Annotated in this window: 10 protein-coding genes; 8 read left to right on the top strand and 2 right to left on the bottom strand. The window is 60.3% G+C overall.

What is annotated here, in order from left to right; genetic code table 11:
- Positions 1 to 383 precede the first annotated feature (383 nt).
- Positions 384 to 1,760 carry an L-serine ammonia-lyase gene (locus ACI77H_RS02825; protein ID WP_407010246.1) on the bottom strand — a complete coding sequence of 459 codons (1,377 nt, stop codon included), beginning with the start codon at positions 1,758 to 1,760 and terminating at the stop codon, positions 384 to 386.
- Between the two features lie 435 nt (positions 1,761 to 2,195).
- On the opposite strand from ACI77H_RS02825, the gene ACI77H_RS02820 reads away from it, so the two are divergent.
- The 3 genes from ACI77H_RS02820 (at position 2,196) to choV (ending at position 5,230) form a co-directional block, all read left to right on the top strand.
- On the top strand, positions 2,196 to 3,143 hold the full coding sequence (locus ACI77H_RS02820) for a choline ABC transporter substrate-binding protein (protein WP_407010244.1): 948 nt from the start codon (positions 2,196 to 2,198) through the stop codon (positions 3,141 to 3,143).
- 66 nt (positions 3,144 to 3,209) lie between these two features.
- Positions 3,210 to 4,055 (top strand): choline ABC transporter permease subunit, encoded by an 846-nt coding sequence (gene choW / locus ACI77H_RS02815; RefSeq protein ID WP_407010243.1) that lies wholly within the window; start codon positions 3,210 to 3,212, stop codon positions 4,053 to 4,055.
- Positions 4,052 to 5,230 carry a choline ABC transporter ATP-binding protein gene (gene choV / locus ACI77H_RS02810; protein ID WP_407010242.1) on the top strand — a complete coding sequence of 393 codons (1,179 nt, stop codon included), beginning with the start codon at positions 4,052 to 4,054 and terminating at the stop codon, positions 5,228 to 5,230. The genes choW and choV overlap by 4 nt, the downstream gene beginning before the upstream one ends.
- Before the next feature lie 200 nt (positions 5,231 to 5,430).
- Here choV and ACI77H_RS02805 read toward each other — a convergent pair whose 3' ends face one another.
- Entirely contained in the window at positions 5,431 to 7,380 is a 1,950-nt protein-coding gene (locus ACI77H_RS02805) for a BCCT family transporter (RefSeq protein WP_407010350.1), read from the bottom strand.
- 379 nt (positions 7,381 to 7,759) lie between these two features.
- Here ACI77H_RS02805 and betI point away from each other — a divergent pair, with 379 nt between their 5' ends.
- From betI to ACI77H_RS02780, 5 genes are all read left to right on the top strand, one after another.
- On the top strand, positions 7,760 to 8,353 hold the full coding sequence (gene betI / locus ACI77H_RS02800) for a transcriptional regulator BetI (protein ID WP_407010240.1): 594 nt from the start codon (positions 7,760 to 7,762) through the stop codon (positions 8,351 to 8,353).
- 109 nt (positions 8,354 to 8,462) lie between these two features.
- Positions 8,463 to 9,935 carry a betaine-aldehyde dehydrogenase gene (betB, locus tag ACI77H_RS02795; protein WP_407010238.1) on the top strand — a complete coding sequence of 491 codons (1,473 nt, stop codon included), beginning with the start codon at positions 8,463 to 8,465 and terminating at the stop codon, positions 9,933 to 9,935.
- A gap of 173 nt (positions 9,936 to 10,108) precedes the next feature.
- Entirely contained in the window at positions 10,109 to 11,812 is a 1,704-nt protein-coding gene (betA, locus tag ACI77H_RS02790; protein WP_407010236.1) for a choline dehydrogenase, read from the top strand.
- Positions 11,813 to 12,082: 270 nt separating this feature from the next.
- On the top strand, positions 12,083 to 13,525 hold the full coding sequence (locus ACI77H_RS02785; protein ID WP_407010235.1) for a TldD/PmbA family protein: 1,443 nt from the start codon (positions 12,083 to 12,085) through the stop codon (positions 13,523 to 13,525).
- Positions 13,525 to 14,862, top strand: coding sequence for a TldD/PmbA family protein (locus tag ACI77H_RS02780; protein ID WP_407010234.1), 1,338 nt, complete (start codon positions 13,525 to 13,527; stop codon positions 14,860 to 14,862). The genes ACI77H_RS02785 and ACI77H_RS02780 overlap by 1 nt, the downstream gene beginning before the upstream one ends.
- The last annotated feature ends 89 nt before the right edge of the window (positions 14,863 to 14,951 follow it).

The following is a 14,951-nucleotide window of genomic DNA, read 5'->3' as shown; positions in this document are numbered from 1 at the left end:
GTCGCGGCGCGTCTATATAAGCCGCGTCGCGCGTGTGGGTTATAAGGAGCATTCACGGGGGCAAGCGCTCTGCTGCTTTGCGTGTGAGCAGATCGGTAGCACTTGTGGGAACAGGCCTGCGGCGCCTCTGGAAAGAGTGTCACCGCAGGCACAGGAGACGGGCGGTCAGGGCCGGACTGGCTCCCTGACTTGTTGCAAGTGCCTTATCTGTAAGCGACGCGCCAAAACGTGGCGCGCCCGGGATTTTGTGTTCACTTAGTGCGCAGTTTTGACTGGTCTGGCGCCTTCGCGAGCAAGCCCGCTCCCACAGTGGATTTGTGAACGATACAGTCCAAATGTAGGAGCGGGCTTGCTCGCGAAGCAGGCGACCCGGTTTTACTGAATCAACACTCCACCGCACTCACCGCCAACCCACCGCGCGATGTCTCTTTATATTTGTCATGCATATCCGCCCCGGTATCACGCATGGTGCGGATTACCCGGTCCAGCGAAATAAAGTGCTGGCCATCGCCACGCAACGCCATCTGCGCCGCGTTGATCGCTTTCACCGCCGCAATCGCATTGCGCTCGATGCACGGCACCTGCACCAGCCCGCCGACCGGGTCGCAAGTCAGGCCGAGGTTGTGCTCAAGGCCGATTTCCGCCGCGTTGCATAACTGCTCCGGGGTGGCGCCGAGAATCTCCGCCAACCCCGCTGCCGCCATTGCGCAAGCCGAACCGACTTCGCCCTGGCAACCGACTTCCGCGCCGGAGATGGAGGCGTTCTTCTTGCACAGAATCCCCACCGCCGCAGCACTGAGAAAATAGTCGACTACGTTGGCCTCCGTCACCACCTCGCTGAACTTCATGAAGTAGTGCAAAACCGCCGGAATGATCCCCGCCGCACCATTGGTCGGTGCCGTGACCATGCGCCCGCCGGCGGCATTTTCTTCGTTGACCGCCAGGGCGAACAAGTTGACCCATTCCATCGCACTCAGGGTCGAACCGATCACGTTGGGCTTGTTCAGCTCTTGCAGGCTGCGGTGCAATTTGGCCGCACGACGGCGCACGTTCAGGCCACCCGGCAAGATGCCTTCGTGCTTGAGGCCTTGTTCGACGCAATCCTGCATGGCCCGCCAGAGTTTCATCAGGCCGGCGCGGATTTCTTCTTCGCTGCGCCAGATCTTTTCATTGGCCATCATCAGTTCGGCCACGCGCAGGTTGTGCTGCTTGCAGAGGCTGAGCAGTTCGACGGCGCTGGAGAAATCGTACGGTAACTCGGTGCGATCCAGGTCCACCACACCGCTGGAAGCCTGGGCTTCATCGACAACAAAGCCGCCGCCGATGGAATAGTAGGTGTCGCGATGCAGCTCGCCGTCCTCGCCTTCGGCGATCAGGGTCATGGCGTTGGGGTGGAACGGCAGGTTCTCGTCGATCAGGCGCATGTCCCGGGCCCAGATGAACGGCACGGACAAACGACCGTCGAGCAGCAGGGTGTGGGTTTCACGCAGGGTTTCGATGCGCAGGCCGATTTGCGACGGATCGATCGCGTCCGGCCACTCGCCCATCAGCCCCATGATCACCGCGTTGTCGCTACCGTGACCGATGCCGGTGGCCGACAACGAACCATAAAGCTGAACTTCGACGCGCTGCACTTGCTCCAAAAGGCCCTGCTCACGCAATCCTTGCACGAACAGCGCCGCGGCCCGCATTGGCCCTACGGTGTGCGAGCTGGAAGGGCCGATGCCGATTTTGAACAGGTCGAAAACGCTGATAGCCATTACTGCCGAACTCCTGGATGTGCCAACTCCGGACGCAAGAGCGCCCAGTGACGGAGCTGCTACGCTCAAGCTGCAATCCGTCGGGATGGCCGCATCATCAGGCTTTTATCGTGTGGTTCGACGTCTCACACCGACGCACTCATGCCCACTAACGCCGCAGGTCTTTTACGTAGCGTTTTCGCCGTTTTTTTGCGGTTCAGAACGGCAAAAGGGCCTGAAAAAATCTGTAAACGACGTCACCGACACTGGATGCGACCATCCCTGTACTGGTTACGACGCACCCTGTAGGCGTCAGATTTTCACTGGTACATGATCGTATCGACTCGATTGCAAGGCGCCGTGGTAGAGCTGTCTCCAAAACGCCATCCAACCGCAACCTATAAGTGCGGTGGTCCAGTCGGAACACTGCCAAAAAAAACACCAAGGAGTCCATCCATGAAAGGTTCCCCGTCGTTGTTGTTGGCCGCCATGCTGAGTCTGCCGTTACTGGCTCAAGCCGCAGAACCCGCTCAGTGCAGTACCGTAAACTTCTCCGATGTCGGCTGGACCGACATTACCGCCACAACCGCCACCACCAGCGTTGTGCTCAACGCCCTCGGCTACAAAACCAAAACCACGATGATTTCCGTGCCGGTGACCTACAAGTCTCTGGCCGACGGCAAGAACATGGACGTATTCCTGGGTAACTGGATGCCGACCATGGAAAACGACATCAAGGCTTATCGCGATGCTGGCACTGTGGAAACCGTGCGCACTAACCTCACCGGCGCCAAGTACACCCTCGCGGTGCCACAAGCGCTGTACGACAAAGGGCTACATGACTTCGCCGACATCGCCAAATTCAAGAAAGAACTCGACGGCAAGATCTACGGCATCGAGCCAGGCAACGACGGCAACCGTCTTATCCAGAGCATGATCGACAAGGACGCCTTCGGCCTCAAAACCGCCGGTTTCAAAGTCGTCGAGTCCAGCGAAGCGGGCATGCTGTCGCAAGTCGACCGTGCCCAGAAACGCGATACCGCCGTGGTTTTCCTCGGCTGGGCACCGCATCCGATGAACAAACGCTTCAAGATTCAGTACCTGACTGGCGGTGATGACTTCTTCGGCCCGGACTTTGGTGCCGCCACCGTTGCGACCAACACTCGCAAGGGTTATACCGAGGAATGCAGCAACGTCGGCCAACTGCTGAAAAACCTGGAATTCACCGTCGACATGGAAAGCTCTCTGATGGGCAACATCCTGGACGACAAAATGAAGCCTGACGCGGCCGCCAAGGCCTGGCTGAAAAAGAATCCACAGGTGCTCGATACCTGGCTCGCTGGCGTGACCACCATTGACGGTAAACCAGGCCTGGAGGCCGTTAAAGCCAAGTTAGCGCAGTAATCGCTTACGCCGGGCGAGCGTGCTCGCCCGGGCTGTTTATTTCCTTGCATGCGGACGTTCACTACCATGCTGATTGATCAGAAAATCCCTTTAGGCCAGTACATCGCGGGCTTCGTTGAATGGTTGACGCAACACGGCGCCAGCACCTTCGACGCAATCGCGGTGACACTGGAAACGATGATCCACGGCGTGACTTTCGCGCTGACCTGGTTCAACCCGCTGGCATTGATCGGCCTCATCGCGCTACTGGCACACTTCATTCAACGCAAATGGGGACTGACGGTCTTCGTCATCGCCTCCTTCCTGCTGATCCTTAATCTGGGGTACTGGCAGGAAACCATGGAAACCCTCGCCCAGGTGCTGTTCGCCACCCTGGTCTGCGTGGTCATCGGCGTGCCGCTAGGCATCGTCGCCGCGCACAAACCGATGTTCTACACCCTGATGCGTCCGGTGCTCGATCTGATGCAGACCGTACCGACCTTCGTTTACCTCATTCCTACCTTGACCCTCTTCGGTCTGGGTGTGGTCCCGGGTCTGATCTCCACGGTGGTGTTCGCGATTGCCGCGCCTATCCGCCTGACTTACCTGGGCATTCGCGATGTTCCTCAGGAACTGATGGACGCCGGCAAAGCCTTCGGCTGCTCGCGCCGTCAACTGCTCTCACGGATTGAACTGCCCCACGCTATGCCAAGCATCGCGGCCGGTATCACCCAGTGCATCATGCTGTCGTTGTCGATGGTGGTGATCGCGGCACTGGTGGGCGCCGATGGCCTGGGCAAACCCGTGGTCAACGCACTGAACACTGCTGATATCGCCCTGGGCTTCGAAGCCGGCCTGGCGATCGTATTGCTGGCGATCATGCTCGACCGTATCTGCAAACAACCCGACGCTAAAGTAGGGGGTGACGCATGAGCATTATTCGCTTCGAAGACGTCGACGTAATCTTCTCCAAAGACCCGCGCGAGGCGCTCAAGCTCCTCGACCAGGGCATGACCCGCGACCAGATCCTGAAAAAGACCGGGCAGATTGTCGGCGTCGAAAAGGCCAGCCTGGACATCGAAAAAGGCGAAATCTGCGTGCTGATGGGCCTGTCCGGCTCCGGCAAATCCAGTCTGCTGCGATGTATCAACGGCCTCAACACCGTGAGCCGCGGCAAGTTGTTCGTCGAACACGAAGGCAAGCAGATCGACATCGCGTCCTGCACCCCGGCAGAACTGAAAATGATGCGCACCAAGCGCATCGCGATGGTGTTCCAGAAATTCGCCCTGATGCCGTGGCTGACGGTGCGCGAGAACATCAGTTTCGGTCTGGAAATGCAGGGTCGGCCTGAGAAAGAACGGAAAAAACTGGTTGATGAAAAACTTGAGCTGGTGGGCCTGACCCAGTGGCGCAACAAGAAGCCCGACGAGCTCTCCGGCGGTATGCAGCAACGTGTGGGCCTGGCCCGCGCACTGGCAATGGACGCCGACATCCTGCTGATGGACGAACCGTTCTCGGCCCTCGACCCGCTGATCCGCCAAGGCCTGCAGGACGAACTGCTGGAGCTGCAAAGCAAGCTGAACAAAACCATCGTCTTCGTGAGCCACGACCTCGATGAAGCCCTGAAGCTGGGCAGCCGTATCGCGATCATGAAAGACGGTCGGATCGTCCAGTACAGCAAGCCGGAAGAAATCGTCCTCAACCCGGCGGACGACTATGTGCGGACCTTTGTCGCCCACACCAACCCGCTGAACGTTTTGTGCGGTCGCAGCCTGATGCGCACCCTGGACAACTGCAAGCGCATCAACGGTTCGGTATGCCTCGATCCGGGCGGCGATTCGTGGCTGGACCTGGCGGAAGGCAACACCATCAAAGGCGCACGCCAGAACGGTGCGAGCCTGGATCTGCAGAACTGGGTACCGGGCCAGGCAGTTGAAGGCCTGGGGCGACGGCCGACGCTGGTGGACTCGAACATCGGCATGCGCGATGCGTTGCTGATTCGTTATCAGACCGGCAACAAACTGGTGCTGCACGACAACAATCATGTGGTCGGGATTCTCGGTGACAGCGAGCTGTATCACGCGCTGCTCGGCAAGAACCTGGGGTAAGGCAGCAGACACAAAAACGCCGCGAGAGGATCGCGGCGTTTTTGTTTATGGGGATATCGGGTCATGCAGCGTTGCGGCTGATGGCCCCTTCGCGAGCAAGCCCGCTCCCACAGGAGTATGCATTCCAATGTGAGAGCGGGCTTGCTCGCGAATGAAGGCGACGCGGTGCCTCAGGCTGAAACACCACGCCTGTTCAACTCTCAGCTATAGACACGGCCAAGGAGCTGCCGATGGCTTTCAAACTGATCGAGCACGTCACGGGTGATCTGATCCTGAGTGAAGCCCATCAAGTCGTAGTCCTGGCTGCCGTTGTGCAGGTACACCTCGGCGCGGTAGTAGCGTGCACGCGGTTCGTCAGCGCTTTCGGCCGACACCGTGTCGCTCGCCGCCGCCAGATAGCCATCCAGGCTCACTTCGTAGACAAAAGGGTTGCCCTCTTCCATCTCGATCCGCACGCCCATGCAACGCTTGGACTTACCGAGCAACGTTTGCACGTCCAGACCTTGGGCGCGCAATTGCACGGTCGCATCTTCCAGCGCCGGGCTGACTTGCTTGTCCATGAAGCGCTGAACGATCGACTGGTTCGGTTGCAGGTCCAGTTGGGTCAAGCGCTCGCTGAAACCGCGACGACCGCGTGCGGCCAACTCCGCTTGCTCCTGTTCGACCTGCACATCCTGGCGCATCTGCTTGTGCAAACCGAACATGAAGAACACCAGCACCACCGAGAACGGCAGACCGGCCAGCACCACCATGGTTTGCATGGCTTCGAAGTTACCGGCGAACAGCAGGCCGATGGTCACCAGGGTAATCACCGCCGACCAGAAGATCCGCAACCAATGCGGCGCATCTTCATCAACGTTGCCGCCCTTGCAGGACAGGTTGGCCATCATCACCGCGCCGGAATCCGCCGGGGTCAGGAACAGCACGAAACCGACAAAGATCGACACGCCGATCACCACTTTCGACGCCGGGTAATGCTCCAGCAACTGGTAGATCGCCATGGACGGCTGTTCCAGCGCCGTCTTCCCGAGCTCCACCGCCCCATGGTTCATCACCAGGTCCAGGGCCGAGTTACCGAAGATCGACAGCCATGCCAGGGTGAAACCCAGCGGGATCAGCAGCACACCGGCTACCAGCTCACGCACCGTGCGACCACGGGAAATACGCGCGATGAACATGCCGACAAATGGCGCCCAGGAAATCCACCAGGCCCAGTAGAACAGGGTCCACAGGCCCAACCAGCGGTCGGACTTCTCACTGTCGCCTTCGTACACGTAAAGGTCGAAGGTCTTCAGTACCACTCCGTTGAGGTAGTCACCCACGTTCTGCACGAAGCCGTTAAGCAGGTGCAAGGTCGGGCCAAACAGCAACACGAAAATCAGCAGGCCGCTGAACAACACAATGTTCAGGTTGGACAGGCGGCGAATGCCGTTCTCCACGCCGGACACGGCCGCGATGGTCGCCACGGTGCTCATCACGATGATCACGATCAGCAGGTTGGTGTTGCTGTGCTCCATGCCGAACAGGTTTTCCAACCCGGAAGACACTTGCAGCGAACCGATCCCCAGGTTCGTCACCAGGCCCAGCAGGGTCACGAACATGCCGAAGCCGTCCACCGCGTGACCGGCCGCGCCTTTGACCCAACGCTCGCCCACCAGCGGATACAGCGCCGAACGCAACGCCAGCGGCTGGTTATGACGGTACGCAAAGTACGCCACGGCCAAACCGACCAGTGCGTAGATCGCCCAGCCATGCAGGCCCCAATGCAGGAAGGTCAGTTGAACAGCCTGACGCGCCGCCATGTTGCTCGCGGCCACGCCTTCCGGCGGGTTGAAGTAGTGGTCCAGCGGCTCGGACGCACCGAAGTACAGCAGCGAGATGCCGATACCCGACGAGAACAGCATCCCCGCCCAGGCGCCGTAACTGAAATCCGGGGTGTCGTCCTTGCTGCCCAGTTTGAGCTTGCCGTATGACGAGAACGCCAGGCCGACCACGAACACCAGATAGGCGGCGATCACCACCATGTAGTACCAGCCGAAGCTGCGGGACAGCCAGGCCTGGGCGATACCGAGCAATCTGCCAGCCTCTTGCGGGGCGATGATCAGAATGGCGGTCAACAGCAAAATCAGCGCGGTAGAGGTGTAGAACACCCAACCGTTGACCGTCACCTTCTCGGGTGGGGTCTTTATTAGAGAGGCAGAACTCATGGCACAGAGGCTCCGGGCAGTGCGGGAGAGGAACACAAGGCAACGCGTTACCCGACCAATCGGTTAGTTGGCAGCCGACCGGCGGGTGATATAAAGACAGCCCGAAAAAAGCCCGAAGCCCCGGAGCGCCAGTGCGCGGGGGTTTCGAGCGTTTTCAGATGTCGTTTTTCCGCCAACTACACGTAGGAAAAACCTGTAGGCAGCGACGAATTGTCGCAGATCTTATTCTTTGTTGATTGAACGTTCAATCAAAACAAAATAGACTGGCCTTCAATCCGATAGACGTTTTACGTCCGCCGGAAGGCCTAAGGAGATGTGCAAGATGCCCAAGGTCGGTATGCAACCCATCCGCCGCCAGCAATTGATCGAAGCCACATTGCAGGCTGTCGATCAGGTCGGAATGGGGGACGCCAGCATTGCGCTGATCGCCCGTTTGGCCGGTGTCTCGAATGGCATCATCAGTCACTATTTTCAGGACAAGAATGGCCTGATCGCCGCCACGATGCGGTATCTGATGAGCGTCCTCAGCGAGAACGTCACCGCGCGCCGCCAGGCGCTGGCAGATGACAGCCCACGGGCCCATCTGCAGGTGATTATCGAAGGCAACTTCGACGCCAGCCAGGTCAATGGCCCGGCAATGAAAACCTGGTTGGCCTTCTGGGCCACCAGCATGCACCAGCCGTCATTGCACAGGTTGCAGCGGATCAACGATCACCGTCTGTATTCCAACCTGTGCTGCCAGTTCCGCCGTGTGTTGCCGCTTGATAAAGCGCGCAGTGCCGCCCGTGGCCTGGCAGCCCTCATTGATGGCTTGTGGTTGCGCGGCGCGCTGTCGGGAGACGCTTTCGACACCGAGCAGGCGCAACAGATCGCTTACGAATACATGGATTTCCAATTGGCCAAGCAGGTGAGTTAGAGCACACATAAACGCTCAACCCCTGAACTGCTGCTGATCGGTGTTGCCACAACCTAATGGCATCACCCCAGTGGCCTACGCCAACCACTTATGCACTTGCGAGGACACTATGGCCCGTTTCGAACTGCAAAAACTCTACATCGATGGCGGTTACTCCGACGCCAGCAGCGACGCCACTTTCGAAGCCATCAACCCGGCTAACGGTGAAGTCCTCGCAAAAGTACAACGTGCGACCAAGGAAGACGTCGAGCGCGCCGTCGTCAGCGCTGAAAAGGGCCAGAAAATCTGGGCCGCCATGACCGCCATGGAGCGTTCGCGCATCCTGCGCCGTGCCGTGGACATCCTGCGCGAGCGCAACGATGAACTGGCCGCCCTGGAAACCCTGGACACCGGTAAATCGTTCTCCGAAACCAAATATGTCGACATCGTTACCGGCGCTGACGTGCTGGAATACTACGCAGGCCTGGTGCCCGCCATCGAAGGCGAGCAGATCCCGCTGCGCACCACGTCGTTCGTCTACACCCGTCGCGAGCCGCTGGGCGTAGTGGCCGGTATCGGCGCGTGGAACTACCCGATCCAGATCGCCCTGTGGAAATCCGCACCAGCCCTCGCGGCCGGTAACGCGATGATCTTCAAGCCAAGCGAAGTCACATCCCTGACCACGCTGAAACTGGCCGAGATCTACACCGAGGCCGGCCTGCCAGCCGGCGTGTTCAACGTGTTGACCGGCAGTGGCCGTGAAGTCGGCACCTGGTTGACCGAGCACCCGCGCATCGAAAAAATCTCCTTCACCGGCGGCACTGACACCGGCAAGAAGGTCATGGCCAGCGCTTCCGCATCGTCGCTCAAAGACGTGACCATGGAACTGGGCGGCAAATCGCCGCTGATCATTTTCGACGACGCCGACCTCGATCGCGCCGCCGACACCGCGATGATGGCCAACTTCTACAGCTCCGGCCAGGTCTGCACCAACGGCACTCGCGTGTTCATCCCGACTCATTTGAAAGCCGCTTTCGAAGCCAAGATCGCTGAGCGCGTTGCGCGCATCCGCATCGGCAACCCGGAAGACGAAAACACCAACTTCGGCCCACTGGTCAGCTTCGCCCACATGGAAAGCGTGTTGGGCTACATCGCCAAAGGTAAGGAAGAAGGCGCTCGCGTGCTGTGCGGCGGCGGTCGTCTGACCGACGGCGAATTCGCCAAAGGCGCGTTCGTAGCACCGACGGTGTTCACCGACTGCACCGACGAGATGACCATCGTTCGCGAAGAAATCTTCGGCCCGGTCATGGCGATCCTGACTTACGAAACCGAAGAAGAAGTGATCCGTCGTGCCAACGACACCGACTTCGGCCTGGCCGCAGGCGTCGTCACCAAGGACCTGAACCGCGCTCACCGCGTGATTCATCAACTGGAAGCCGGTATCTGCTGGATCAACGCCTGGGGCGAGTCCGACGCGAAGATGCCGGTCGGCGGCTACAAGCAGTCGGGTGTTGGTCGTGAGAACGGCATCAGCTCGCTGAACAACTTCACGCGCATCAAATCGGTACAGGTCGAACTGGGCGATTACGCCTCGGTGTTCTAAGACCCGGGTCTTGTATTGCCAGCGGGTCCGCCTTCGCTGGCAAGCCAGCTCCCACAGGTTTGGTGTTGCCCACCAAATCTGTGGCAACCCCGATCCCTGTGGGAGCGGGCTTGCCCGCGATCGAGTGCGCAGCACTCGCCAGACCTGACCAACTTCAAAGAGGGTGCATTTCAATGTCCCAAGAATTCGATTACATCATCATCGGTGCCGGCTCGGCCGGTAACACCCTGGCGACCCGTCTGACTGAAGACGAAGGCGTCACCGTCCTGCTGCTCGAAGCGGGCGGACCGGATTATCGTCTCGATTTCCGCACACAAATGCCCGCCGCATTGGCGTTCCCGCTGCAAGGCCGTCGCTACAACTGGGCCTACGAAACCGATCCAGAGCCACACATGGACGGTCGCCGGATGGAATGCGGTCGCGGCAAGGGCCTCGGCGGCTCTTCGCTGATCAACGGCATGTGCTACATCCGTGGCAACGCGATGGACTACGACAACTGGGCCAAACTGCCAGGTCTGGAAGGCTGGGATTACCTGAACTGCCTGCCCTATTTCCGCAAAGCCGAAACCCGTGACATCGGCCCGAACGACTACCACGGTGGCGACGGCCCGGTTAGCGTGACCACGCCGAAAGCCGGCAACAACCCGCTGTTCCACGCCATGGTTGAAGCCGGCGTGCAAGCCGGTTACCCGCGCACCGAAGACTTGAACGGTTACCAGCAAGAAGGCTTCGGCCCGATGGACCGCACCGTGACGCCGAACGGCCGTCGCGCCAGCACCGCGCGCGGTTACCTGGACACGGCCAAGAAGCGCTCGACCCTGACCATCGTCACCCACGCCCTGACCGACAAGATTCTGTTCGAAGGCAAGCGTGCGGTCGGCGTGCGTTACCTGATCGGTGCAGCAGAAGAGCGCGTTGAAGTGCGTGCGCGCAAAGAAGTGCTGCTGTGCTCCGGCGCCATCGCATCGCCGCAGATTCTGCAACGCTCCGGCGTCGGCCCGGCCGAATTGCTGAACAAGCTCGACATTCCGGTGGTCCACGACCTGCCAGGCGTCGGCGAAAACCTGCAGGATCACCTCGAGTTGTACCTGCAATACGCCTGCACCCAACCCGTCTCGCTGTACCCGTCGCTGCTCTGGTACAACCAGCCGGCCATCGGTGCCGAGTGGCTGTTCAACGGCACCGGCATCGGCGCCAGCAACCAGTTCGAAGCCGGTGGTTTCATCCGAACCCGTCCGGAATTCGATTGGCCGAACATCCAGTACCACTTCCTGCCGGTCGCGATTAACTACAACGGCAGCAACGGCGTGAAAGAGCACGGCTTCCAGGCGCACATGGGCTCCATGCGTTCGCCGAGCCGTGGTCGCATCCAGGCCAAGTCCAAGGATCCGCGCGAGTACCCGAGCATCCTGTTCAACTACATGGCCACCGAGCAAGACTGGCAGGAATTCCGCGACGGCATCCGCCTGACCCGCGAAATCATGCAACAGCCGGCACTGGACGCCTTCCGTGGTCGCGAAATCAGCCCGGGCATCGACGTGCAAACCGATGAGCAGCTCGACAAGTTCATCCGCGAACACGCCGAAACTGCATTCCACCCGTCGTGCTCGTGCAAGATGGGCACCGACGACATGGCCGTGGTCGATGGCGAAGGTCGTGTACATGGCATGCAAGGTCTGCGCGTGGTCGATGCCTCGATCATGCCGATCATCACCACCGGCAACCTGAACGCGCCAACGATCATGATCGCCGAGAAAATCGCCGACAAGATCCGTGGTCGCAAGCCATTGCCGCGCAGCACGGCCGATTACTACGTGGCCGGTGATGCACCGGTGAAAGGCAAGTCGTTGCGGGATGTGAGCCTGACTGCTCAATAAGCCGTAACACCGCGGTGCTGCCAATCGCGGGCAAGCCCGCTCCCACAAGGATCTCGGTCGGATCAAAATTTCAATCCGACACAATACCTGTGGGAGCGGGCTTGCCCGCGATGAGGGCAGACCAAACACCACACCTCTCCCGGCAAACCCTCCCCACACAGCACCGCCCTTGATCCCACCCCCCGCCCAGGCCTAATCTAGCGCCACGCAAACGTTTCACCCCCCGCGCAACACCGCTACACCGCCACTCCAGACCAAGGAGGTTCCCGAATGTTCGATTTCCACCCCCAGCTCAAGCAGCGCTTTGCTGCCTTGCGCACGGGCGCTGAATTCTTTTCGTTGCGTTATGTGCGCGAGTCCGGCCAGTACCTGTCGGTGCGCAAGAACGTCGCCGAACCTCCGAGCCTGAGCCGTGACGAAGGCGCGATGCTGACCGTGCGCGTCAACGGTGTCGAAGCCTACGCCGCGACCAACGACCTGTCGCCGCGAGGCCTGCAATCGGCGCTGGACCGAGCCGAGCAACAAGCTCGCCTGCTCAAGCCTCACGCCCTGCTCGACCTGCGCGACCAAGCCGTTTCCAGCGACCGCGCCGACTATTTTTCGCCAAACCTCGACCAGCCCTTCCCGTCCCTGAGCGATTGCTACCAACTGCTCGGCGCCGAATCCGCGTCGGTGCCCAAGGACGAGCGACTGGTGAACTGGCAGGTCAGCGTCGGCATCACCCACGTTGAGCAGATCTACCTCAACAGCGCCGGCGCCGAGCTGCGCCAGGCCCAACGCTTCGTCTACCCGGGCCTCGATGTCACCGCCTACGACGGTAACGACAGCCAGACCCGCAGCCTCGGCCGCGAAAACTTCGGTCAGCAGGGCGGCGCCGACGTGATCAGCCGTTGCGGCCTGATCGGTGCAGGCCCGACAGTCGCGGATCAGGCGCTGCAATTGTTGCTGGCGCCGAACACCCCGCAAGGCCCGCGCGACCTGCTGCTGATGCCCGATCAGATGATGCTGCAGATCCACGAATCCATCGGCCATCCGCTGGAGCTGGATCGCATCCTCGGCGATGAACGCAATTACGCCGGCACCAGTTTCGTCAAGGCAGAAGACTTCGGCCATTTGCAGTACGGTTCGACGCTGCTCAACGTCACCTTCGACCCGGACATTCCCGAGCAGCTCGCCAGCTACGGCCATGACGACGACGGCACCGCCGCGAGCAAGCAATTTCTGATCAAGGAAGGCTTGCTGCTGCGCCCACTGGGCGGCGCACTTTCGCAATTCCGTGCCGACATGGACGGCGTCGCCAACAGCCGCGCCTGCGGCTGGAACCGCCCACCGATTGATCGCATGGCCAACCTCAATATCGAGCCCGGCGATCAGCCGCTGGAACAACTGATCGGCAATATCGAGCATGGGATTTTGATGAGCACCAACCGTTCCTGGTCCATCGACGACGCGCGCAACAAGTTCCAGTTTGGCTGCGAGTGGGGCCAGTTGATCGAAAACGGCGAACTCAAAGGCGTGGTGAAAAACCCGAATTATCGGGCGATTTCCGCACAGTTCTGGAAAAACCTCAGCGCCGTTGGCGACGCCAGCACTTTCAAGGTTCTGGGTACGCCGAACTGCGGCAAGGGCGAACCGAATCAGGTGATCCGTGTCGGCCATGCATCGCCGGCCTGTGTGTTCAGCAATGTGGATGTGTTTGGGGGAGACGCCTGATGAGCACTGCAAAAAGTCAGGCTGATTCGTTCAAGGCCTTGGTCAACGGGTTGCACGAGGCGATTCGCGAGCCGGAGCAATTCACCCTCAGCTACGCCGCCGAGTCGTCGGCCTTCGTGCGTTTCAACCATGCCAAGGTGCGGCAGGCCGGCCAGGTGCAACAGGCGAGCGTCGGTCTCAAACTGATCAACGACGGTCGTCACGCTGACCTCGACATTACGCTGTCGGGCGATGCGCACGTCGACGCTCAGCGTCTGGCCGAAGGCCTGCAACAGTTGCGCGACACCCTGCCGCTGCTGCCGCAGGATCCGTATCTGCTGCTCAACTACACCGGCTGGCAAAGCAAGAACGTGCAAGAGCATCCGCTGCCAGATACCGAGCAGGTGGTCGCCGAAATCACCCGGGCCGCCGAAGGGCTGGACCTGGTCGGCTTCTATGCCGCAGGCCCGATCAGTCGCGGCTTCGCCAGTTCTTCAGGCGCGTTCGGCTGGCATCAGGCCAACAGTTTCAACTTCGACTTCAGCCTGTTCCATGCGAACGGTCAGGCGGTAAAAGCCAGCTACGCCGGGCATGACTGGAACAGCGAAGGGTTTGCCCGGCGCTTCCAACAGGCGCGTGAGCAACTTGAGTTTCTGGGTCGGCCGTTGCGTACCTTGGCTCCGGGTCAGTATCGCGCTTACCTGGCGCCGGCCGCGCTGGAAGAAATCATGGGCATGTTGTCCTGGGGTGGTTTCTCGGCGCAGTCGATTGCCAGCAAGAGCAGTCCGTTGCAGAAACTCTACGCGGGCGACCATTCGTTCAGTCCACTGGTGTCCCTCGACGAGCACGTCAGCGGCTCGTTGAGCCCGGCCTTTTCGGGTGAGGGGTATCCACGCACTGACCTGAAGCTGATCGTCGAAGGCAAGGCCAGCGCGCAATTGGTCGGCTCACGCAGCGCCGCCGAGTACGGCCTGACGGCCAACGGCGCCAGCAGCGGTGAATCGCCGACGGCGCTGAACATGGCGTCGGGCGCACTGCCGGATTCAGAGATCCTCAAGCAACTGGGCACGGGTCTGTACATCAGCAACCTCTGGTACCTGAACTACTCGGACCAGCCGGGAGCACGCATGACCGGGATGACACGGTTTGCGACGTTCTGGGTCGAGAACGGCGAGATACAGGCGCCGGTCAGCACCATGCGTTTTGACGACAGTGCGTACAGTTTGCTGGGTTCACAACTGGAAGCGTTGACCGAAGAGCGTGAGCTGTTGCTGTCGGCGAGCACTTACAGCCAGCGGGCCACGGCTTCGGCGTTGTTGCCGGGCGCACTGATCAGCCGCCTGACGCTAACCCTGTAACCCCGCAAATCCCGTAACGATGCAAAACCTGTAGGAGCTGGCTTGCCAGCGATGAGGCCGGCAAACCCAACATCACTGTCGCCTGACAG

The organism is Pseudomonas sp. O230 (genome assembly GCF_045447035.1).
Classification (GTDB): domain Bacteria; phylum Pseudomonadota; class Gammaproteobacteria; order Pseudomonadales; family Pseudomonadaceae; genus Aquipseudomonas.
The sequence above is the reverse complement of the archived record's forward strand: the minus strand, read 5'-3'. Positions and strand labels throughout refer to the sequence as shown.